This is a genomic window from Paenibacillus sp. sgz302148 (genome assembly GCF_056120465.1).
The window spans coordinates 115,924-132,363 of the sequence record NZ_JBVYOJ010000018.1 but is presented as its reverse complement, the minus strand read 5'-3'; the positions used below and the strand labels follow the sequence as shown (position 1 = coordinate 132,363).

Genomic DNA, 16,440 nt, shown 5'->3' with positions numbered 1-16,440 from the left:
ATGATCAAGAGCATGGAGCGGGAGCGGAATCCCGCTTCTTTTTTTTGAAGGCGGCAATCAGAAGCAGCACAAGCGGCAAGCCGAATTGCAAGCCGAAAATAAACGTGTTGCCAACGGTCATGACTTGTTGGATGACGGCTTGATAGCTTCTGCCGACGAAGAAACTGCCAAAATACATGACGATCCCGACCGGGATGAAAAACCGCTTATACCCGGGTGCTCCCGTTAAGTAAGCGGCACCGATCGAGGTTATGTAGTATATCGTCGCGATTTTGACGAAAATTCCCGTTATCCAAAGCACCATGACAAGCGATTCAAGATGTTCGAAAAAGCTGAAGGCCCGAATGTTGCGGAACGCTTCAAGAATGGCGTAGACGCGATCGGCAACGGTCAAGTTGAAGACGAACAACGTCGTCAAGTTCATCGACACCATGGTCAGCACGACGCCTGTTATGCAGATCATGCAGTATTTCATCGCCTTGCCCGTTGACTTCACATGCGGCAGCAGATACGAAATGATGAATACGTCGCTCATCCAGGACAGAGGGGTAATGCTGCCGATAATCGATGGCATGGGACCGTTGTCGAAAACCGGCAGCATATTTTCCGGTTTCATTTGCGGAATCAGCATGACCATCAGAAAGACAATCGGGACGATAAAAGCAGGAAAAAAAAACTGCGTCACCCTCCCGATCACTTCGATCCCTCCGGATGCGGCAAACGCGCTGACGAGCAGCATGGAGATGAGCAGCACCGTCATCGGCGTATTCGGCAAGAAGATCCCGAGTATAAAATCGGTGTATTCACGCAAAATGAGGGCGTTCAAATACATATAAAACCCGATATAGACAAGTCCTAATAGCTTTCCTATAGCGATGCCGAAAATTTGCTCGCAAATTTGCGAGAAGGTTTTACCCGGATACAGCTTGTTAATCCGAAAAATCATCCATGCTTGAAGCAAAATGACGGGGTAAGCCCATAGCGGCGACAACCACAAATCTTTTTTGGCGTCGGCGGCCGTGATCGAAGGGACGGCCAATAAAGCGGTCGAGTTGAGAAGCGGGTATACGAGCATAGCAAGCTGAAGAGCGGATATTTTGCTTTTATCGATCAAGTCCATGCCCCCCTTGCTGTAGTTTCCTGTATTAGGATACGCAGAAAAAATTTTTTTAAAGCTTAAGTTGTTTATATATTGACACGATATATATCGAATTGATATATTAACATTCGAGATATGAAATGAGGCGAACAAGTTCGCATAGGAGGTTTTGTTTCCATGAACAGTCAGGACGTAATTCTAGGCACGTTAATGAACCAATCCTTATCCGGATACGATATCAAGCACAAATTCGAAACCCTGTTTACGTTTTTTTTCGATGCGAGCTACGGCACTATTTATCCGACGTTAAACAAGCTGGAGAAGGAAGGCTTCATCACGAAGGAAAGCGTCGTCCAGGAGGGCAAGCCGAACAAAAACGTGTACACCATTACGGAGCAGGGTAAAGAGCAGTTTGCGAAATATATGGCAAGCCCGCTCGAAAACGACACGGTGAAGTCGGATTTTCTTATGCGGCTGTTTTTCGGGGAGTATGCGGAGGCGGGCAAGCTGAAAGAATGGCTGGAGTATGCGAAGGAGACGGTGGAAAGAAGAATGGGAGAGCTAAAAGCGATGCAAGATCAATTTGAACCGCACATGTCGTTCTCTCAGAAGGTTTGCCTGCGCATGGGGATCGCGGACCATGAAGCCCGAATGGTTGTTATTGAGGAAGGGTTGAAGGCGCTGAAAGAGCGGAGATGATCATGACGAGAAAAAACTAAAGGGAGAGATGTAAACCATGCAAGCAGCGAGACAAAAAAACGGATTGATCATTTTGTCGATGGCGCTTGGACTGCTCATGTCCTCGCTCGACAATACGATCGTATCGGCAAGCATCAACAAAGTGTTGGCCGATTTCGACGGCTTTGACAAAATGTCGTGGGTATTTACGGCATATATGCTGGCCGCTACGAGCACGATGCTCATTTTCGGCAAAATGTCCGATTTGTTCGGACGCAAACGGTTTTATTTGATCGGCATCGCGATGTTCCTGATCGGATCGGCGTTGTGCGGAACGGCCCAATCGATCGACCAGTTGATCTGGTTCCGCGTCGTTCAGGGCATCGGCTCGGGCGCGCTCATGCCGATCAGCTTTTCGATCATTTATTCGATCTTTAACGATCCGAAGGATGCGGCGAAAATGTCGGGCGTGTTCGGGGCCATATTCGGCTTGTCGTCCGTAGCCGGACCGCAGCTCGGCACCTGGATTTCGGAGCAATGGGGCTGGAGATGGTGCTTTTACGTCAATTTGCCGATCGGCATCGCTTCGTTTCTCGTTTTACTGTTTGCCCTTAAGGAATCCCGCGCGGACAAAAAGCCGCACATCGATTATGTGGGCACGGTGCTGCTCGTCGGTTGCACGGTTTCGCTCATGCTGGGATTGGAATGGGGCGGCAAAGAGTATGCATGGACCTCGTGGCAGGAATTATCGCTGTTCGCCATTGCGCTCGTATCGGGCATCCTGTTCGTTCTGGTCGAGCTGAAGTCGAAGGAACCGGTGCTGCCGCTGCATCTGTTCAAAAACCGGATGGTTGCCGGAACAAGCATTCTTTGCTTCTGCCAAGGCGCCATCATGTTCTCCGCTGTTACGTATTTACCGATCTTTTCGGTTGGAGTGCTGCAGCAGGCGAATTCGAACAGCTTGCTCACGCCGATGATGGCTTCGCTCATCGTTGGCGCGATCGGATTCGGGTTTTTGCAGACGAAGTTTGCCTTCCGCACGCTGATGATATTCACGATGTCGATGGGCATTATCGTTTCGGTGCTGCTCGCCACGGTGGGGCATGACGTTTCGAACGGATACATTATTTTCATTATGATTTTGCTAGGCTTCGGAGCGATCGGGCCGCTCATGAGCGTGGCGCAAAACGCGGTCGCGATGAACGTGGACCCGCGCTATATGGGCATCAGCTCGTCGATCGTCGGCTTCTGGCGCAGCATCGGCGGTGTGCTTGGGGCGTCGATCATGGCGACGATCGTGAACAACGACTCCAATCGGGCGATTACTGAAGGAGCGGCGCAGCATCATATTCCGGCGAACCAAATCGACACGATGGCCAATCCGGAGCTGTTGATGCGGGCGTCCGGCCACATCCCGGCGGAAATTCGCGACTTCGTTCGCGATGCGGTCGGTACGGCGATCAATCACGGCTTCATTCTGAGCATTTGCGTCGCGGCGCTTGGCCTTGTGACGGCGATGTTCGTCGGCAAGAGCCGATTCCAGCCGGGTGGCGGCAAGCAGACTAGCGTTGGCCACGGGGTTTAAGGCACTCCCGTCGGTTTTCTTGGCTCGCGATCTGTTGTACACTGGAAAGTACAAAGTTCACGATAGAGGAGATCACAGGCGATGATTGAAGGGATCGGCCACGATCTGATTGAGATTGAACGTATCGGCAGGATGCTGACCGAGCCGCCGCTGCGCGATAAATTTATGCGGCGCATCTTGACGGATGCGGAACGTGAGCTGGCGGAACGCCGGGGAGCCAAGCAGGCGGAATTCGTCGCCGGACGGTTCGCGGCGAAGGAAGCTGTCGTCAAGGCGCTCGGCTGCGGCATCGGAAGCCAGGTTGGCTTTCGCGATATCGAGGTCATTCCCGATAAGCTGGGCAAGCCGATATGCGCGTTATCCCCGTCCGCGTGGCAGCGGCTCGGCTGCGACAAGCCAAGCGGGCTTCGCATCCACCTTAGCATCACGCATTCGGATACGATGGCGTCGGCCTATGCCATAATCGAAAGGTGCGACTAAAGCAGTGACCGTTTGCCCATACTTGGAATATCGTAATGGAAGCCGAGCATGAACATGCGAGGGCAAATCCGAACGGAGGGACAAAGTATGGGCCGGAACGATCGCTACAAAACCGGAAGCTGGGTGCCTTTGGACGGCGTGTATAGCAATGAATGGGGCGCGGAGATGGTATTGATGGCCGGCGAGTTGTTCCCTGCCGACATCGAGATGGGCGCAACGCGCTGGAGTTATGTGAAGCTCCCCTCCGCCAATGAGCAGATCCGTCCGAAACAGGATCAGTATTTTATCAATGAGTGGTAGGTTGGAAAAAGCCGGGTGACCGGCTTTTTTTATGTTCGCTGTTTTATTTTTTCGCGGCCAGCCAGCTCGCGAGCGATTTCACTTCATCCTCGGATAAATCATCGATCGGCGGCATTGTATCTCCGCCGTTTTTAATTTGATTTGCGATCTGCTCTTCGGTCATGCGCGCGCCGACATGAAGCAGGTTGGTGCTTTCTCCGGCACGTCCTTCGAGGTCGGAGCCATGGCATGAAATGCATCGTTTTTTGAACACGGCTTTGGCCTGCTTCGTCTCAGAGGTATCGCCCGCCGCATCGTCCAGCGCGGTCGATTTTGGACTGCTGCCGCAGGCGGATAGGATACCCGCAGACAAGGCAACCGCGGCAAGAGTAAGCAGGACTCGTTGTTTGAACATAGGGATCAGCTCCGTTATGAAGATATGAATGAAGTAAGGATTCAGTATGACGATTCAGCGTGGAAAATACAATCCGGCTTGAAATACGATAGAATTACCCTCATCTTAGCCGAATTATGGATGTGACACAACAAGTTCAATTCCGGCAAGGATCGGTTATAATGGTACATATCGCAATTCATCCGTTCAGGCGTTAAGGAGCATAGTTATGAGATATACGGAACAACAGCAACAACACGTAGAGCAATTCAGCTACAAGCTGCTTGATTGGTATCGGGTGCATAAGCGGGATTTGCCTTGGCGGCGCAGCCGCAATCCTTATCATATCTGGATTTCCGAGGTGATGCTGCAGCAAACTCGCGTGGACACGGTCATCCCGTATTTCCACAGGTTCATCGAGCAGTTTCCGACGATCGAGGCGCTCGCCGACGCGCCGGAGGAAAACGTGCTGAAAGCATGGGAAGGGTTAGGCTATTACTCCCGGGCACGGAATCTGCAAAGCGCCGTTCGCGAAGTGAAGGAGCGGTACGGCGGCGTCGTCCCCGATACGAAGGAGGAAATCTCCTCGCTCAAGGGGGTTGGGCCTTATACGGCCGGAGCCGTACTGAGCATTGCCTATAATAAACCCGAACCGGCCGTCGACGGCAACGTGATGCGCGTCCTCTCCCGATATTTCCTCATTCAGGACGATATCGCAAAAATGAGCACCCGCGTCGGCATGGAGCGGCTCATCTATGAGTTGATTCCGCCGGGTATGGCCGGCGACTTCAATCAGGCGCTGATGGAGCTGGGGGCAACGGTATGCACGCCCAAGTCGCCGCATTGCCTCACCTGTCCCGTCATGGAGACGTGCACGGGACGCCAAGAGGGCATGGAACTATCGCTGCCGGTGAAGACGAAGGCGAAGCCGCCCCGTCCGGAGCGGAGGCTTGCTGCGTTGATCGAGGGCAGCGGCGAGCACGAGGGCAAGCTGCTTGTGCGCAGGCGGCCGGCGGAGGGGCTGCTCGCAAAGATGTGGGAGCTGCCGCACGTGATCGCACCGGGCAAGGAGCCCGAATGGGAAGTGCCGCATGAGGTATGCATCGGCTATTTGCGCGAGGAGCTCCACGCGGAAGGGCTTGCCGTGAACCCGCTGGAATGGTTTGCCGACGCGGAGCATACGTTCAGCCATATTCATTGGAATATGCGCGTATATCGGAGCCGGCTTGCGGACTCTGACGGGGAATCGGCTCCATGGCACGTACAACCGCAATCACAAGCAATAACCGCCGCAAGAGTGGAAACGGCTGCAGCAAGCGCAGTGGCGAATGAAGATGAGGCCGATGGACCGGCCTATCGATGGATGAGCCGGGAGGAGATGCAGCAATTGGCTTTTCCGAACGTTTTTCTGCGTATCATCGGTCAATATTGGTCGTAAGCCAAGCCGATGTCGTGCGGCTGTTTCTCGTGCCGGCGATTACCGTCTTGCTGGGCAAATGGGCGTTTTGGCCAGGCAAGCTTGCCGATTCCGGAAAGGATCACGCTACGCGGCAAATTGTTTCTTGAAACGATGAAGCAAGAAGGAACACAAACAGCGGACCGGCGGCGGTTCGCTGTTTTTTTTGTAATATATTTCACGGTAAACATGCGCCAATCAAGACGGCGCTAGCCGTTTCTTTTGGCGGGAAAGTATTCGAAGTCGCCATAAAGTAGTTTACATTTTTAGTTGTTGTAAATATAATTAGCATAACAACTAAAATGCAAATGAGGTTGATTACGTTGAATCAATTTAGAGCCGACGATTCTTTGGGCTTTCAGATCAGCAAGATGAGCCGGAAAATGGCGCAGCTGCTTGCGAGCCGATTCAAGCCTTTTGATATTACGGTAGAGCAGTGGAGCGTGTTATGCCGACTGCGCGAGCAGGACGGCATTACGCAGAAGGAGCTTGCCGCGCGGGCGGTCAAGGATCAGCCGACGATTACGCGCATATTGGATTGCCTTGACCGCAAGGAGATGGTGCGCAGGGAAGCGAATGCGGAGGATCGGCGCTCGTTTTTGATCCGGATTACGCCGAAAGGTGCGGCGATGGCCGATAAGCTCATTCCGATCGAAATGCAGTCGATGCAGGATTTGATGGACGGGGTGCCGCGGGAACGGATCGAGGCGTTCCGTGAAACGCTGCGCGTGCTGGAGGCCAATGCCGATCGCGCTTATCACAATGAAAACAAACAGGAGTTGAGTTAATGGGCAGCAGCGATAGTACAAGTACAAGCCGGCCAAATCGGCTGTGGACCAAAGATTTTATTTTTTTGACACTGGGCAATTTATTTCTTTTCCTGAACCTGCAGATGATTACGCCGGCGTTGCCCGTTTACGTTGCGGAGCGTTTCGGCGGCCACGATATGATGGTGAGCCTCGTCATCGTGCTGTTCGCCGTTTCGGCTGTCATCGCCCGGGTTTTTACCGGCAAAGCGCTCGCCACGGCCAACCGCAAGACGCTGCTGATGGCCGGCTCGATTACATTCGCGCTGGCGACGGCAGGTTATTATTGGGTGAGCACGCTGTTTCTTTTCCTCGTCATTCGGGTCGTCTACGGCATCGGCTTCGGGATTGCGGGCACGACGAACGGAACGATGGTTTCCGATGTCATACCGCCCAAGCGCATCGGCGAAGGCATGGGCTACTTCGGACTGTCTACGAGCTTATCGATGTCGCTTGCGCCGGTTATCGGCATATGGCTGCTGAATGACTTCGGTTTCGGCACGCTGATCGCCGTGGCGGGGGCTTCCGCTTTCATCGTCATTCCGCTCATGACGATGATTCGCGTTCCGAAGAAGACGCCAGCCCAAGCTCCCGCTGCTCCGGCAGCCGCGGCACCGGCGGCGGAACCGCAAGCGCGCAAGCAGCCGTCGTGGATCGACCGCAACGTCATTTTGCCGTGCGTCATGAGCATGCTGCTTTCGGTCACGTACGGCGGTCTGGTGAGCTTTATTGCCCTTTACGGCAAGGAAGCGGGGCTGGCGAACGCCGGATTGTTTTTCCTGTTTAATGCGCTGATGGTATTGATCGTTCGTCCGTTCTCGGGCAAGCTGTTCGATCGCAAAGGGCCGGGAGCCGTTCTGCCGTTCGGGGCGGTCATGACGTTCATCGGGATCGTCTTGTTGTCTTACACGACCTCGACGGCGATGCTGATCGTATCCGCGTTGTTCTATGGCGTCGGTTACGGCGTCATTCAACCTTCGCTGCAGGCTTGGGCTCTTAAGCGTGTAACGCCGGACCGGCGCGGCGTAGCGACGGGAGCGTATTACAACTCGATCGATCTCGGCATTGCCGCGGGGTCATTCCTGCTCGGCGCGATCGCATCCTCAACCGGATATGCGATCATGTACCGGCTGTCGGCTGGCGCTATGATCGTGTTCATGCTGTTATTCGCGGTATCGCGGATGATCGAGAAGAACCGCAAGCTAGCCACAGGCCAAGCGGAAGCCAAGGCGAGCGGCGTTTCATAACAATAGAGTCGAAAGCTTTTCCGAAACTGGAAAAGCTTTTTTTGTCGTCCGAAGGTCTTGCAAACCAAACCCGTTGAAAATTTGTAATTATCGTTGATTTGCCCAGTGTTGCCGGAAGCGCTTACCTCGTACAATGAAGGTGCTGCAGCAGAACAACACCCGAAAGGAGGAGGAGCGTGAAGGCAGAAACGACTTTGCGGCCTTTGCGGCCGGCGGCGTCCAAACCAACCTCGATGCGGAAGTTTTGGCGCCAATGGCAATTGCAGATCATGGTCATTCCTCCGCTCATTTTTATTTTCATATTCAGCTATATTCCGATGTACGGCGTGCTGATGGCTTTCCAAAACTACGAGGTGCTGAAGGGCTTCTGGGGAAGCGACTGGGTCGGGCTGTTCCAGTTCCGGATGTTCTTCGAGGACCCGGAGTTCTGGAATTTGATCCGGAACACGATCTGCATCAGCTTTCTCAAGCTGATCATTGGTTTCCCGGCGCCGATCGCGCTCGCTTTGATGCTGAACGAGGTCCGCAACATGACGTTCAAGCGAATCATTCAAACGGTCAGCTATTTGCCTTATTTTTTGTCATGGGTCATCGTCGCCGGCTTCGTCATGTCGATGCTGTCGACCGATAACGGAAGCGTCAACATGCTGCTCCAGACGATCGGAGCGATCGACGAGCCGGTCAGCTTCCTGTCGGTGCCGGAATACTTCTGGGCCATTCTCGTGACGACCGGCATCTGGAAAGATATCGGCTTCGGCACGATCGTCTATTTGGCGGCGATCGCGGGCATCGACCCGCACTTGTACGAGGCGGCCTCCATCGACGGGGCGAGCCGGCTTCGGCAAATTTTCCTCATCACGGTGCCTTGCATCATGCCGGTCGTCGTCATCTTCTTCATCTTGGCGGTAGGCGGCATTCTCAGCGCGGGCTTCGAGGACATCCTGCTGCTCGGCACGAACCCGATCGTTCAGGACGTGGCGGACGTCATCGATACATACGTATACCGGGTCGGCGTGCTCAGCTCGCGGTATTCGTATGCGACCGCCGTCGGCTTGTTCCAAGCGGTGCTGAGCATCGGGCTGCTGACCGTCGCCAACGCTTTCGCCAGAAAGTACGGGAACAGCTTATGGTGAGCGGCGGGAAAGGCGGTGGACGTCCATGAGGCTCGGCTGGGACGAAAAAATATTGCAGGTTTTCATCTACATCTGTTTGCTTGTATTAGGTTTTGTGACGTTGTATCCGTTCTGGAATGCGCTTGTCATTTCGCTGAACGTTGGCTCGGACACGGCGAACGGAGGCATTACGTTTTGGCCGAGGCAGTTCACGCTCGACAACTATGCGATCGTGTTCCGCGACAAACGGCTGATCGACGCATTCGGCATTTCGGTCGCGCGGACGCTGGCGGGAACGTTCCTGTCCATCCTGTGCACGGCGCTATTCGCTTACGGCATGTCCAAGCGCGGGCTAATCGGCAAAAAATATTACATGATGTTCTGCATCGTGACGATGTATTTCGGCGGCGGGCTGATCCCTACGTTTCTGCTCGTTCGCGAGCTTGGCATGCTCAATACGTTCTGGGTACTGATCGTTCCGGGGATCATCAGCGTGTGGAACATGATCGTGTTCCGGACGTTTTTCCTCGAGCTGCCGGGGGGGCTGGAGGAATCGGCGAAAATCGACGGGGCAAGCGACTTCGGCATCTTTTTCAAAATCGTCGTCCCGCTGTCCGGGCCCGTCATCGCCACGCTGTCCTTGTTCACCGCGGTCGGCTACTGGAACGATTGGTTTACGCCGAGCATCTACATCTCGAACGCGAAGCTGCTGCCGATTCAGACGCTGCTCCAGCAAATCATGAATTCCAATATTATGACCGAGCAGCTGACGCACGCCAAGGACGGCAATGCCGGAGCTCTGGCGCATATCGCGAATTTGCGGAGCGTGACGACCAAGTCGTTATCGATGGCGACGATGATGGTGGCGACGATTCCGATTGTCATCGTGTATCCGTTCGTGCAAAAATATTTTGTAAAAGGCGTTATGGTCGGGTCATTAAAAGAATAGGGGGAGTACCTATGACAAAAAACGCGTTAACGAAAAACAAAAAGCTGAGCTCGATCCTGTTGGTTCTTAGCCTAGGCGTCGCGCTGGCCGGCTGCGGCAGCGGCGATCCCGGCAATTCCGAAGGCAAATCGGGCGATACGTCGAACGATAAAGCCGCCGAGTTCGGCAAAGATCCGCTGTCCTTCTCGTTTTACTTGAACTACGACTGGGCGGTGACGGATCCGTGGGCGGACAATCCGGCGACCAAGTGGATTCTCGACAATAAAAAAGTTACGGTCGTGCCGGTGCAATCCGGCGGCGCGGCGCAGCAAAAATTCAGCACGATGCAGGCGTCGGGCGATTTGCCGGACGTCATCCAGATGGATCGCGGCGGCGACGTCGAGAAGCTGCGATCGGCGGGGCTGCTCGTTCCGCTGGACGAATATTACGACAAATACCCGAATTTCAAAAAATGGGCCGGCGAAGCGACGCTGAACATGCTGCGCTCGAGTGACGGCAAAATTTACCAGATCCCGAACTGGTACACGAACAAGCCGATGGGCAACGGCGGCTGGATCGTCAACAAGAAGATTTACAAGGAGCTCGGCTCGCCGAAGCTGGAGACGACGGACGATCTGTACAGCTATTTGACCCAGGTGAAAGCCAAATATCCGGGTATCGTGCCGCTGGAAGTAGGCGACGGCGCGCAAGGCGCGTACATGATGTATTCGGCTTTTGCCGAGGACCAGCTTAACTTCTACGTGGACATGCGCGGCGTGCCGACAGGCAACGAGCTGAAGTCGATCTATACCGATGCGAACTTCAAGGAGTACATGCTGTTCGTCAGCAAGCTGTTCCGCGAGAAGCTGATGACGCAAGACGCGTTCACGCAAACGCTCGACCAAGTGAAGGAGAAGATCAACAATGGCAAGGTCGCGGTCGTGTTTAATTCCACGACGACCGATATCGGCCGGCAAGGCAACAACGAGCTGAAAACGAAGGACCCGGAAGACGGCTACCAAATCATCTGGCCGATTCATAAGCCAGGCCTTGATAAAAATAAAATTTGGATCGACGGCTACATTTCGCTTGGCTGGAACGTGAACGTCATTACGAAAAACGCCGCCAATCCGGAAGCGATCTTCGCCTACTTCGATTGGGTTACCGGCGAGGAAGGCCAGAAGCTGCTGTTCTTTGGCCCTCCGGGCTTGTATTGGGACAAAACCGAAGACGACGGCTCGCCGATTCCGAACGACAGCTACCGGACGACGCCGATCGACAAGCGCACCGAGGATATGACCAACTTCGAGAAGTTCAACTGGGCGGGCAACTCCGGGTTTATCGACAAAGCGAAGTCGAAGATCGAATATTCGCTGCCGGAGGATAAGCGCGACTGGTCGACGATCGCGCAGAACGAGGTGGCTTGGAAAACGGTGAAGGACATGACCGAATTTACGAACGTCATGCCTGAAGCGAGCACGGAGGAGGGCATAATCGCGGGACGGCTGTCCGATATGTACGGCCAAATGTTCGCGAAGGCGCTGTACGCGAAGAGCGACGAGGAGGTGCTCGCGCTGATCGACAAGGCGGCGGCCGACGCCGATAAAGCGGGGCTTGCGAAGCTGCTGGCCTACGAAACGAAGGTGTGGCAGGATAACTTGGCGAAAATGCACGCGAAATAAGGGATGCAAGCTGAGGCCGCAGAAAGATATGGCAGCCGAGCGAGGTAGAGCAAGGCAAAGTACAGCGAGGAAACTCGATCGAAAAAAGATTGGCTCAGCGGAGCGGGGAGAGTATACTTTGGTCAAAGTATACTCTCTTGCATAAGGGATGAGGTGACGGCATGTATCGGGTCGTTCTGGCGGATGACGAACGTTTGGATTTGGAAGGCTTGCGGCGATTGATCGATTGGGACAAACTCGGCATGGAGGTCGTCGCCGCCGTGGGCAGCGGCTTTGAGGCGCTTGAATATTTGGCCGCGCATGAAGCCGACGTCCTGGTCAGCGACATTCGGATGCCGATCATGACCGGGCTGGAGCTTGCGGCCAAAGCGCTTGCGGCAAGGCCGAAGATCAAAATCGTGCTCGTCAGCGGGTACCAGGACTTTCAATATGCGAAGCAGGCGATTTCGATGGGCGTGAGCGGTTACGTGCTGAAGCCGGTGGACGATGACGAGCTGTTCCAGACGCTGCTGTCCGTGCGAAACGAGCTGGATGTGGCCCGGCGGTCGGCGCCGCTTGCGGCCAAGGAGCTGATGGCGCGGCTGCTCGAAGGCGGCATGGACGGGGAAGGCGATTCGCTGTCCCCGCTCATCGACCGCTGGGGGCTTGCATGGGTGAGGGAGCCGCTGCATGTGGCCGTCATCGAATTCGACGATCTCGCTTTGAAGCTGAATTCGCTTCCGGAGGAAGAGAAGGACAGCATCGTTCGCCAATGGTCCGACGTGCTGGAGCGGGAACTCGCGGAAGCCGATTTGGACCGGTATTGCAAAATCGACAGGCATCGGCTCGCGCTGTTCATTCCTTGCGGGGATGCGGCAGCCCGATTGGAGCGGTTGATCGAACGCGTGAAGGATGGCGGGGCATTTTCCGTGACGATCGGCTTAAGCGACGAGGCGCGCGGTGCCGGGCGTCTGCCTCATGCCTGCAGGCAAGCGCTCGACGGGCTCGGCAGCAAATTGTTCAACGGCAAAGGCAAGGTGCTGCAAGCGATCGGCCAGGAACGCGAGCAGCTCGTGCAGGATGCCAAAGACGTGGACGGCTTGCTGGAGGCGTTGTTCACGGCAGTAGCCAACTATCGGCTGGTGCAGGTTTCGGATTGCTTGGAAGGTTTGTTCGCGCTGGCCGGGCGGCTCGAGAGGAAGCTGTCGGTGTACAATTTCCTGCTGCATATCATATCCAAGCTGGACGTTTATTTGCGGCAGATGAACGAGAACCTGCACCGACTGTGGGGAGTCGAATTTCAGCATCTCGATTTCGTATACGATTTCGAAACGATCGGCGACATGAAATCTTGGCTGCGGCTGCGGATGTTCGAGACGTCGGAGCTGCTGCATAACCGGAGGCTGAAGCGAAGCCACAAGCTCGTGGACGAGATTCGCGAGTATGTCGCCGCGCGGCTGGACAAAGAAATGACGCTGCGCGAAGCCGCCCAGCACTTTTCCTTTTCGCCCAATTACATGGGGCAGCTGTTCAAAACGGAGACGGGGCGCACCTTTAACGAATACGTCGTACAGATGCGGCTTGAAAAAGCGAAAGAGCTGCTGCAGGACCCGAAGCTGAAAATATTCGAGGTGGCCGACAGGGTCGGCTACAACAACCTCGCGTACTTCGGACAGCAATTCAAGGAAGCGTACGGCGTCACGCCGGGCGATTACCGGAAGCGGGGCTGAAGGATGCCGAACCTGAAACCGCAAGCGAAAGAGCCGTTTCGCTTTTCTTTTGGTCTGAAGCTGACGGTCATCTTCCTGCTGTTCGTCATGATGCCGGTGCTGTTCGTCGGTTATTTCGCGTACACGTCTTCGGTGAGCTCCATCAAGGAGCAAACGCGCATGAACATCGCCGGCACGCTCCAGCAAATCCGCGATAACGTCATGTACAAGGTGAACGACCTGATTCGCGTATCGGATCAGCTGTACTGGGATTATACGCTGCAGGACAATTTGCGCAGCTACAAGGAAGGCTGGGACAGCTACGAGCGGACGTTCAACTACCTTCAACCGAAGCTGAAAAGCACGATCGATCTGACTGCCAGCAATATTCGTCTTTCCTTGTACTTGAACAATGCGGCGGTCCCGGAAATTTATACGACGCAGAAGCCGTCGGAGGACCCTTTATCCAAGTCGAAGCGGTACGAGTTGTTTCATCTCGACCGGTTGAAGGAGCTCGCGTGGTACGCCGATTTCCGCGACATGGCCGTCCGAATCGACGGGCCGACGGCTTGGCGGCAGGTCGATGCGGACGCGAGGTTCGGCAATATCTCGCTCCTGCGTGGGCTTAACGACGTATCGCAAGGGCAGCATATCGGATTTATGCGGATCTCCGCCAAAATCGGCGATTTGCTATCCGCGGTCGACCATCTGAAAATCGACAACGAGAGCAGCCTGATCGTTGCGGATGCCGATGATCGCGCGGTATTCGCCTCGAAGGGGGTGCACGCACAGTTGAGCGAGACGTGGCGCAGCACGCTGGCGCCCGGCCATCTCGTGATCGAGCAGGAGCTGCCGGAACTGAATTGGACGCTTGTGGCGCTCATTCCGAATAGCCTGCTGGAGAAAAACGCCAAGGAGCTGCGCAATTTTACGATTATGGTGTGTCTGGCCAGCATTGTCGTTCTATTTGGCGCCGGCCTCGCCATTTCCCGTTATTTCTCGAAGCGGGTGACGAAGATCGTTTCGTTCCTGAGGGTATTTCGCGAAGGGGATTTCCGCAAGCGGATTCAATTTTCCGGCAAGGATGAGTTCGCGCAGATCGCGGCCGCGCTCAACGAAATGGGAGGCCATATCGAAACGCTCATTCAGGAGGTGTACGTTTCGAACCTGCGCAAGAAGGAAGCGGAGTTGTCCTCGCTGCAATCGCAGATCAACCCGCACTTCCTGTACAATACGTTGTCGTCGATCAGTCGGCTCGCCAAGTTCGGCGAAATATCGAAGCTCGACGAGATGGTGCGCGGGCTGGCCAAATTTTATCGTCTTACCTTGAACGAAGGGCGTACCCTCATCTCGATCGACGAGGAGCTGCAGCAGGCCAAATCGTATATCGATATTCAAAAAATCAAGCACGAGGATCGGCTGCAAATTGCTTATGATATCGATCCTCAAGTGCTGGGGCACGAAACGGTCAAAATTATCGTTCAGCCTTTTATCGAGAATGTGCTGGAGCATGCGCTGTACAGCGACCGCATTCATATCCGCATCGCGGCCGCAATTGAGGCGGGCCGGATCGAGCTACGGATCATCGACGACGGCGTCGGCATGCCGGCGGAGACGATCGAGCGCGTTTTCGCGCCGGACGGCATCGGGTACGGCATCCGCAACGTCGATCAGCGAATCAAGCTGCAATTCGGGGACCCATACGGCGTTTCGATCCACAGCCGGCCCGGCATCGGAACGTCGGTGCGCATCGTGTTCCCGGCCATTCCGTGGGATGAACGCAAGGAGTAGACGCAATGAATTCATGGTTGAATCGAATGGCGCGCAAGCTGCTGCCGGCGCTGCTCCTTGCCGGGGCAGCCTCTTTGCTGGCGTCGTGCGGCGCAGGCAAGCAGGCGCCTTTTGCGACGGAAGTGATCGTGCAAACGGCGCATAATTTTCACGGCAAAGAAGACGTCGTCAAATTTCTCGACGCGGCCAAAAGCCGCAACGTCTCCGTCGTCAACTTGAACGTCAAGCAGGACGAGGACATCTTTATTTCCTCGGGTTATGTGTATTACGACAGTAAGATTGCCCCGGTCGCTCCGGGATACGAGCAGTTTGACGCGTTACAGGCCGTCGTTGAGGAAGCGCATGGACGCGGCATGCAGGTGAGAGCCTGGATTCCGCAATTCCACGACAACGCGGCGACGGAACGGAACCATGAATGGCAGATGAAGTCGCTCGTTGACGGGGAGATTGTCCCGTTCCAAGGCTCGCGGGGCGTGGAATACTTCGTCAATCCGCTGCACCCGGACGTGCAGGCGTACGAGCGGTCGATCGTCCGAGAGGTCATCAGCCGTTACGACGTGGATGGCGTCGTGCTCGATTGGCTTCGGTTCGACGACATGAACATGGACATGGGCGATTACACGCGCGGCGCGTACAAGCAGCAATTCGGCTACGACCCGGCGACGATCGATTTCGCGACCGACAACGCGCAGCGGCGGCAATGGAACGAATGGCGGACCGAACGGCTGGGTGAATACGTCCGAAGCGTGTACGACGAGATCAAGCGGATCAAGCCGAAGGTTTCGCTCGGCGCCTACATTTTGCCGCCGGAATTTGTGGAGGTTGGCCAGGATGCCGCCAAATTCGGGGCGTATCTGGATTTCGTGTCGCCGATGGCGTATTTCCGCGATTGGGGGTTCGAGCCGAATTGGGTGTATAGCGGGAAAGGGATTACCGCGCAAACGAAAGCGAAGGTCGGCGACAAGCCAATCATCCCGGCGCTGGACGTCAAGTGGAGCGATGCCGAGTACAAGGAAATATACGCGGGCTTGCGGGATGGCTATCCGTCGATCGGCAGTCTGTCGTTTTTCGTGTACGGCCGGTGGACGGAAGATGTACTGGAGCGGATCGACATGATGAGGTCTTGGTAAGCTTCACATGAGGCAATCGGACAAAAGACAAAGCACCGGCCTAATTGAGGCAAGGTGCTTTGTCTATTTCATTAGATACGGGCGC

General features: G+C 55.1%; 15 protein-coding genes. 13 read left to right on the top strand and 2 right to left on the bottom strand.

Going from position 1 to position 16,440, the window contains the following annotated elements:
• Positions 1 to 4 precede the first annotated feature (4 nt).
• Complete coding sequence (locus AC0LWM_RS24390) at positions 5 to 1,114, bottom strand: GerAB/ArcD/ProY family transporter (protein WP_474677609.1); 1,110 nt, start codon at positions 1,112 to 1,114, stop codon at positions 5 to 7.
• Between the two features lie 162 nt (positions 1,115 to 1,276).
• Here AC0LWM_RS24390 and AC0LWM_RS24385 point away from each other — a divergent pair, with 162 nt between their 5' ends.
• The 4 genes from AC0LWM_RS24385 (at position 1,277) to AC0LWM_RS24370 (ending at position 4,142) form a co-directional block, all read left to right on the top strand.
• On the top strand, positions 1,277 to 1,798 hold the full coding sequence (locus AC0LWM_RS24385) for a PadR family transcriptional regulator (protein ID WP_474677608.1): 522 nt from the start codon (positions 1,277 to 1,279) through the stop codon (positions 1,796 to 1,798).
• A 37-nt stretch (positions 1,799 to 1,835) separates the two neighbouring features.
• Positions 1,836 to 3,362 carry an MDR family MFS transporter gene (locus AC0LWM_RS24380; RefSeq protein ID WP_474677607.1) on the top strand — a complete coding sequence of 509 codons (1,527 nt, stop codon included), beginning with the start codon at positions 1,836 to 1,838 and terminating at the stop codon, positions 3,360 to 3,362.
• 81 nt (positions 3,363 to 3,443) lie between these two features.
• Positions 3,444 to 3,842, top strand: a complete 399-nt coding sequence (acpS, locus tag AC0LWM_RS24375) for a holo-ACP synthase (protein ID WP_474677606.1) — start codon at positions 3,444 to 3,446, stop codon at positions 3,840 to 3,842.
• Between the two features lie 87 nt (positions 3,843 to 3,929).
• Complete coding sequence (locus AC0LWM_RS24370; RefSeq protein WP_474677605.1) at positions 3,930 to 4,142, top strand: hypothetical protein; 213 nt, start codon at positions 3,930 to 3,932, stop codon at positions 4,140 to 4,142.
• 43 nt (positions 4,143 to 4,185) lie between these two features.
• On the opposite strand, the gene AC0LWM_RS24365 is transcribed toward AC0LWM_RS24370, so the two are convergent.
• Positions 4,186 to 4,536, bottom strand: a complete 351-nt coding sequence (locus AC0LWM_RS24365; RefSeq protein ID WP_474677604.1) for a c-type cytochrome — start codon at positions 4,534 to 4,536, stop codon at positions 4,186 to 4,188.
• Positions 4,537 to 4,744: 208 nt separating this feature from the next.
• On the opposite strand from AC0LWM_RS24365, the gene mutY reads away from it, so the two are divergent.
• The 9 genes from mutY to AC0LWM_RS24320 all read left to right on the top strand — a co-directional run bounded on the left by mutY (position 4,745) and on the right by AC0LWM_RS24320 (position 16,355).
• Positions 4,745 to 5,953 carry an A/G-specific adenine glycosylase gene (gene mutY / locus AC0LWM_RS24360; protein ID WP_474677603.1) on the top strand — a complete coding sequence of 403 codons (1,209 nt, stop codon included), beginning with the start codon at positions 4,745 to 4,747 and terminating at the stop codon, positions 5,951 to 5,953.
• Between the two features lie 341 nt (positions 5,954 to 6,294).
• The gene (locus AC0LWM_RS24355; protein WP_474677602.1) at positions 6,295 to 6,759 is read left to right on the top strand and encodes a MarR family winged helix-turn-helix transcriptional regulator; all 465 of its coding nucleotides are present in this window, start codon (positions 6,295 to 6,297) and stop codon (positions 6,757 to 6,759) included.
• Complete coding sequence (locus AC0LWM_RS24350) at positions 6,759 to 8,024, top strand: MFS transporter (protein WP_474677601.1); 1,266 nt, start codon at positions 6,759 to 6,761, stop codon at positions 8,022 to 8,024. The genes AC0LWM_RS24355 and AC0LWM_RS24350 overlap by 1 nt, the downstream gene beginning before the upstream one ends.
• A 233-nt stretch (positions 8,025 to 8,257) precedes the next feature.
• Positions 8,258 to 9,157 (top strand): ABC transporter permease, encoded by a 900-nt coding sequence (locus AC0LWM_RS24345; protein ID WP_474677635.1) that lies wholly within the window; start codon positions 8,258 to 8,260, stop codon positions 9,155 to 9,157.
• A 25-nt stretch (positions 9,158 to 9,182) separates the two neighbouring features.
• Entirely contained in the window at positions 9,183 to 10,085 is a 903-nt protein-coding gene (locus AC0LWM_RS24340) for a carbohydrate ABC transporter permease (RefSeq protein WP_474677600.1), read from the top strand.
• Between the two features lie 11 nt (positions 10,086 to 10,096).
• Positions 10,097 to 11,746, top strand: coding sequence for an extracellular solute-binding protein (locus AC0LWM_RS24335; protein WP_474677599.1), 1,650 nt, complete (start codon positions 10,097 to 10,099; stop codon positions 11,744 to 11,746).
• Between the two features lie 161 nt (positions 11,747 to 11,907).
• Complete coding sequence (locus AC0LWM_RS24330; RefSeq protein ID WP_474677598.1) at positions 11,908 to 13,455, top strand: response regulator; 1,548 nt, start codon at positions 11,908 to 11,910, stop codon at positions 13,453 to 13,455.
• 3 nt (positions 13,456 to 13,458) lie between these two features.
• On the top strand, positions 13,459 to 15,225 hold the full coding sequence (locus tag AC0LWM_RS24325) for a sensor histidine kinase (protein WP_474677597.1): 1,767 nt from the start codon (positions 13,459 to 13,461) through the stop codon (positions 15,223 to 15,225).
• Between the two features lie 5 nt (positions 15,226 to 15,230).
• Positions 15,231 to 16,355: a family 10 glycosylhydrolase gene (locus AC0LWM_RS24320; RefSeq protein ID WP_474677596.1), complete on the top strand. Its 1,125-nt coding sequence runs from the start codon at positions 15,231 to 15,233 to the stop codon at positions 16,353 to 16,355.
• Positions 16,356 to 16,440: the final 85 nt, after the last annotated feature.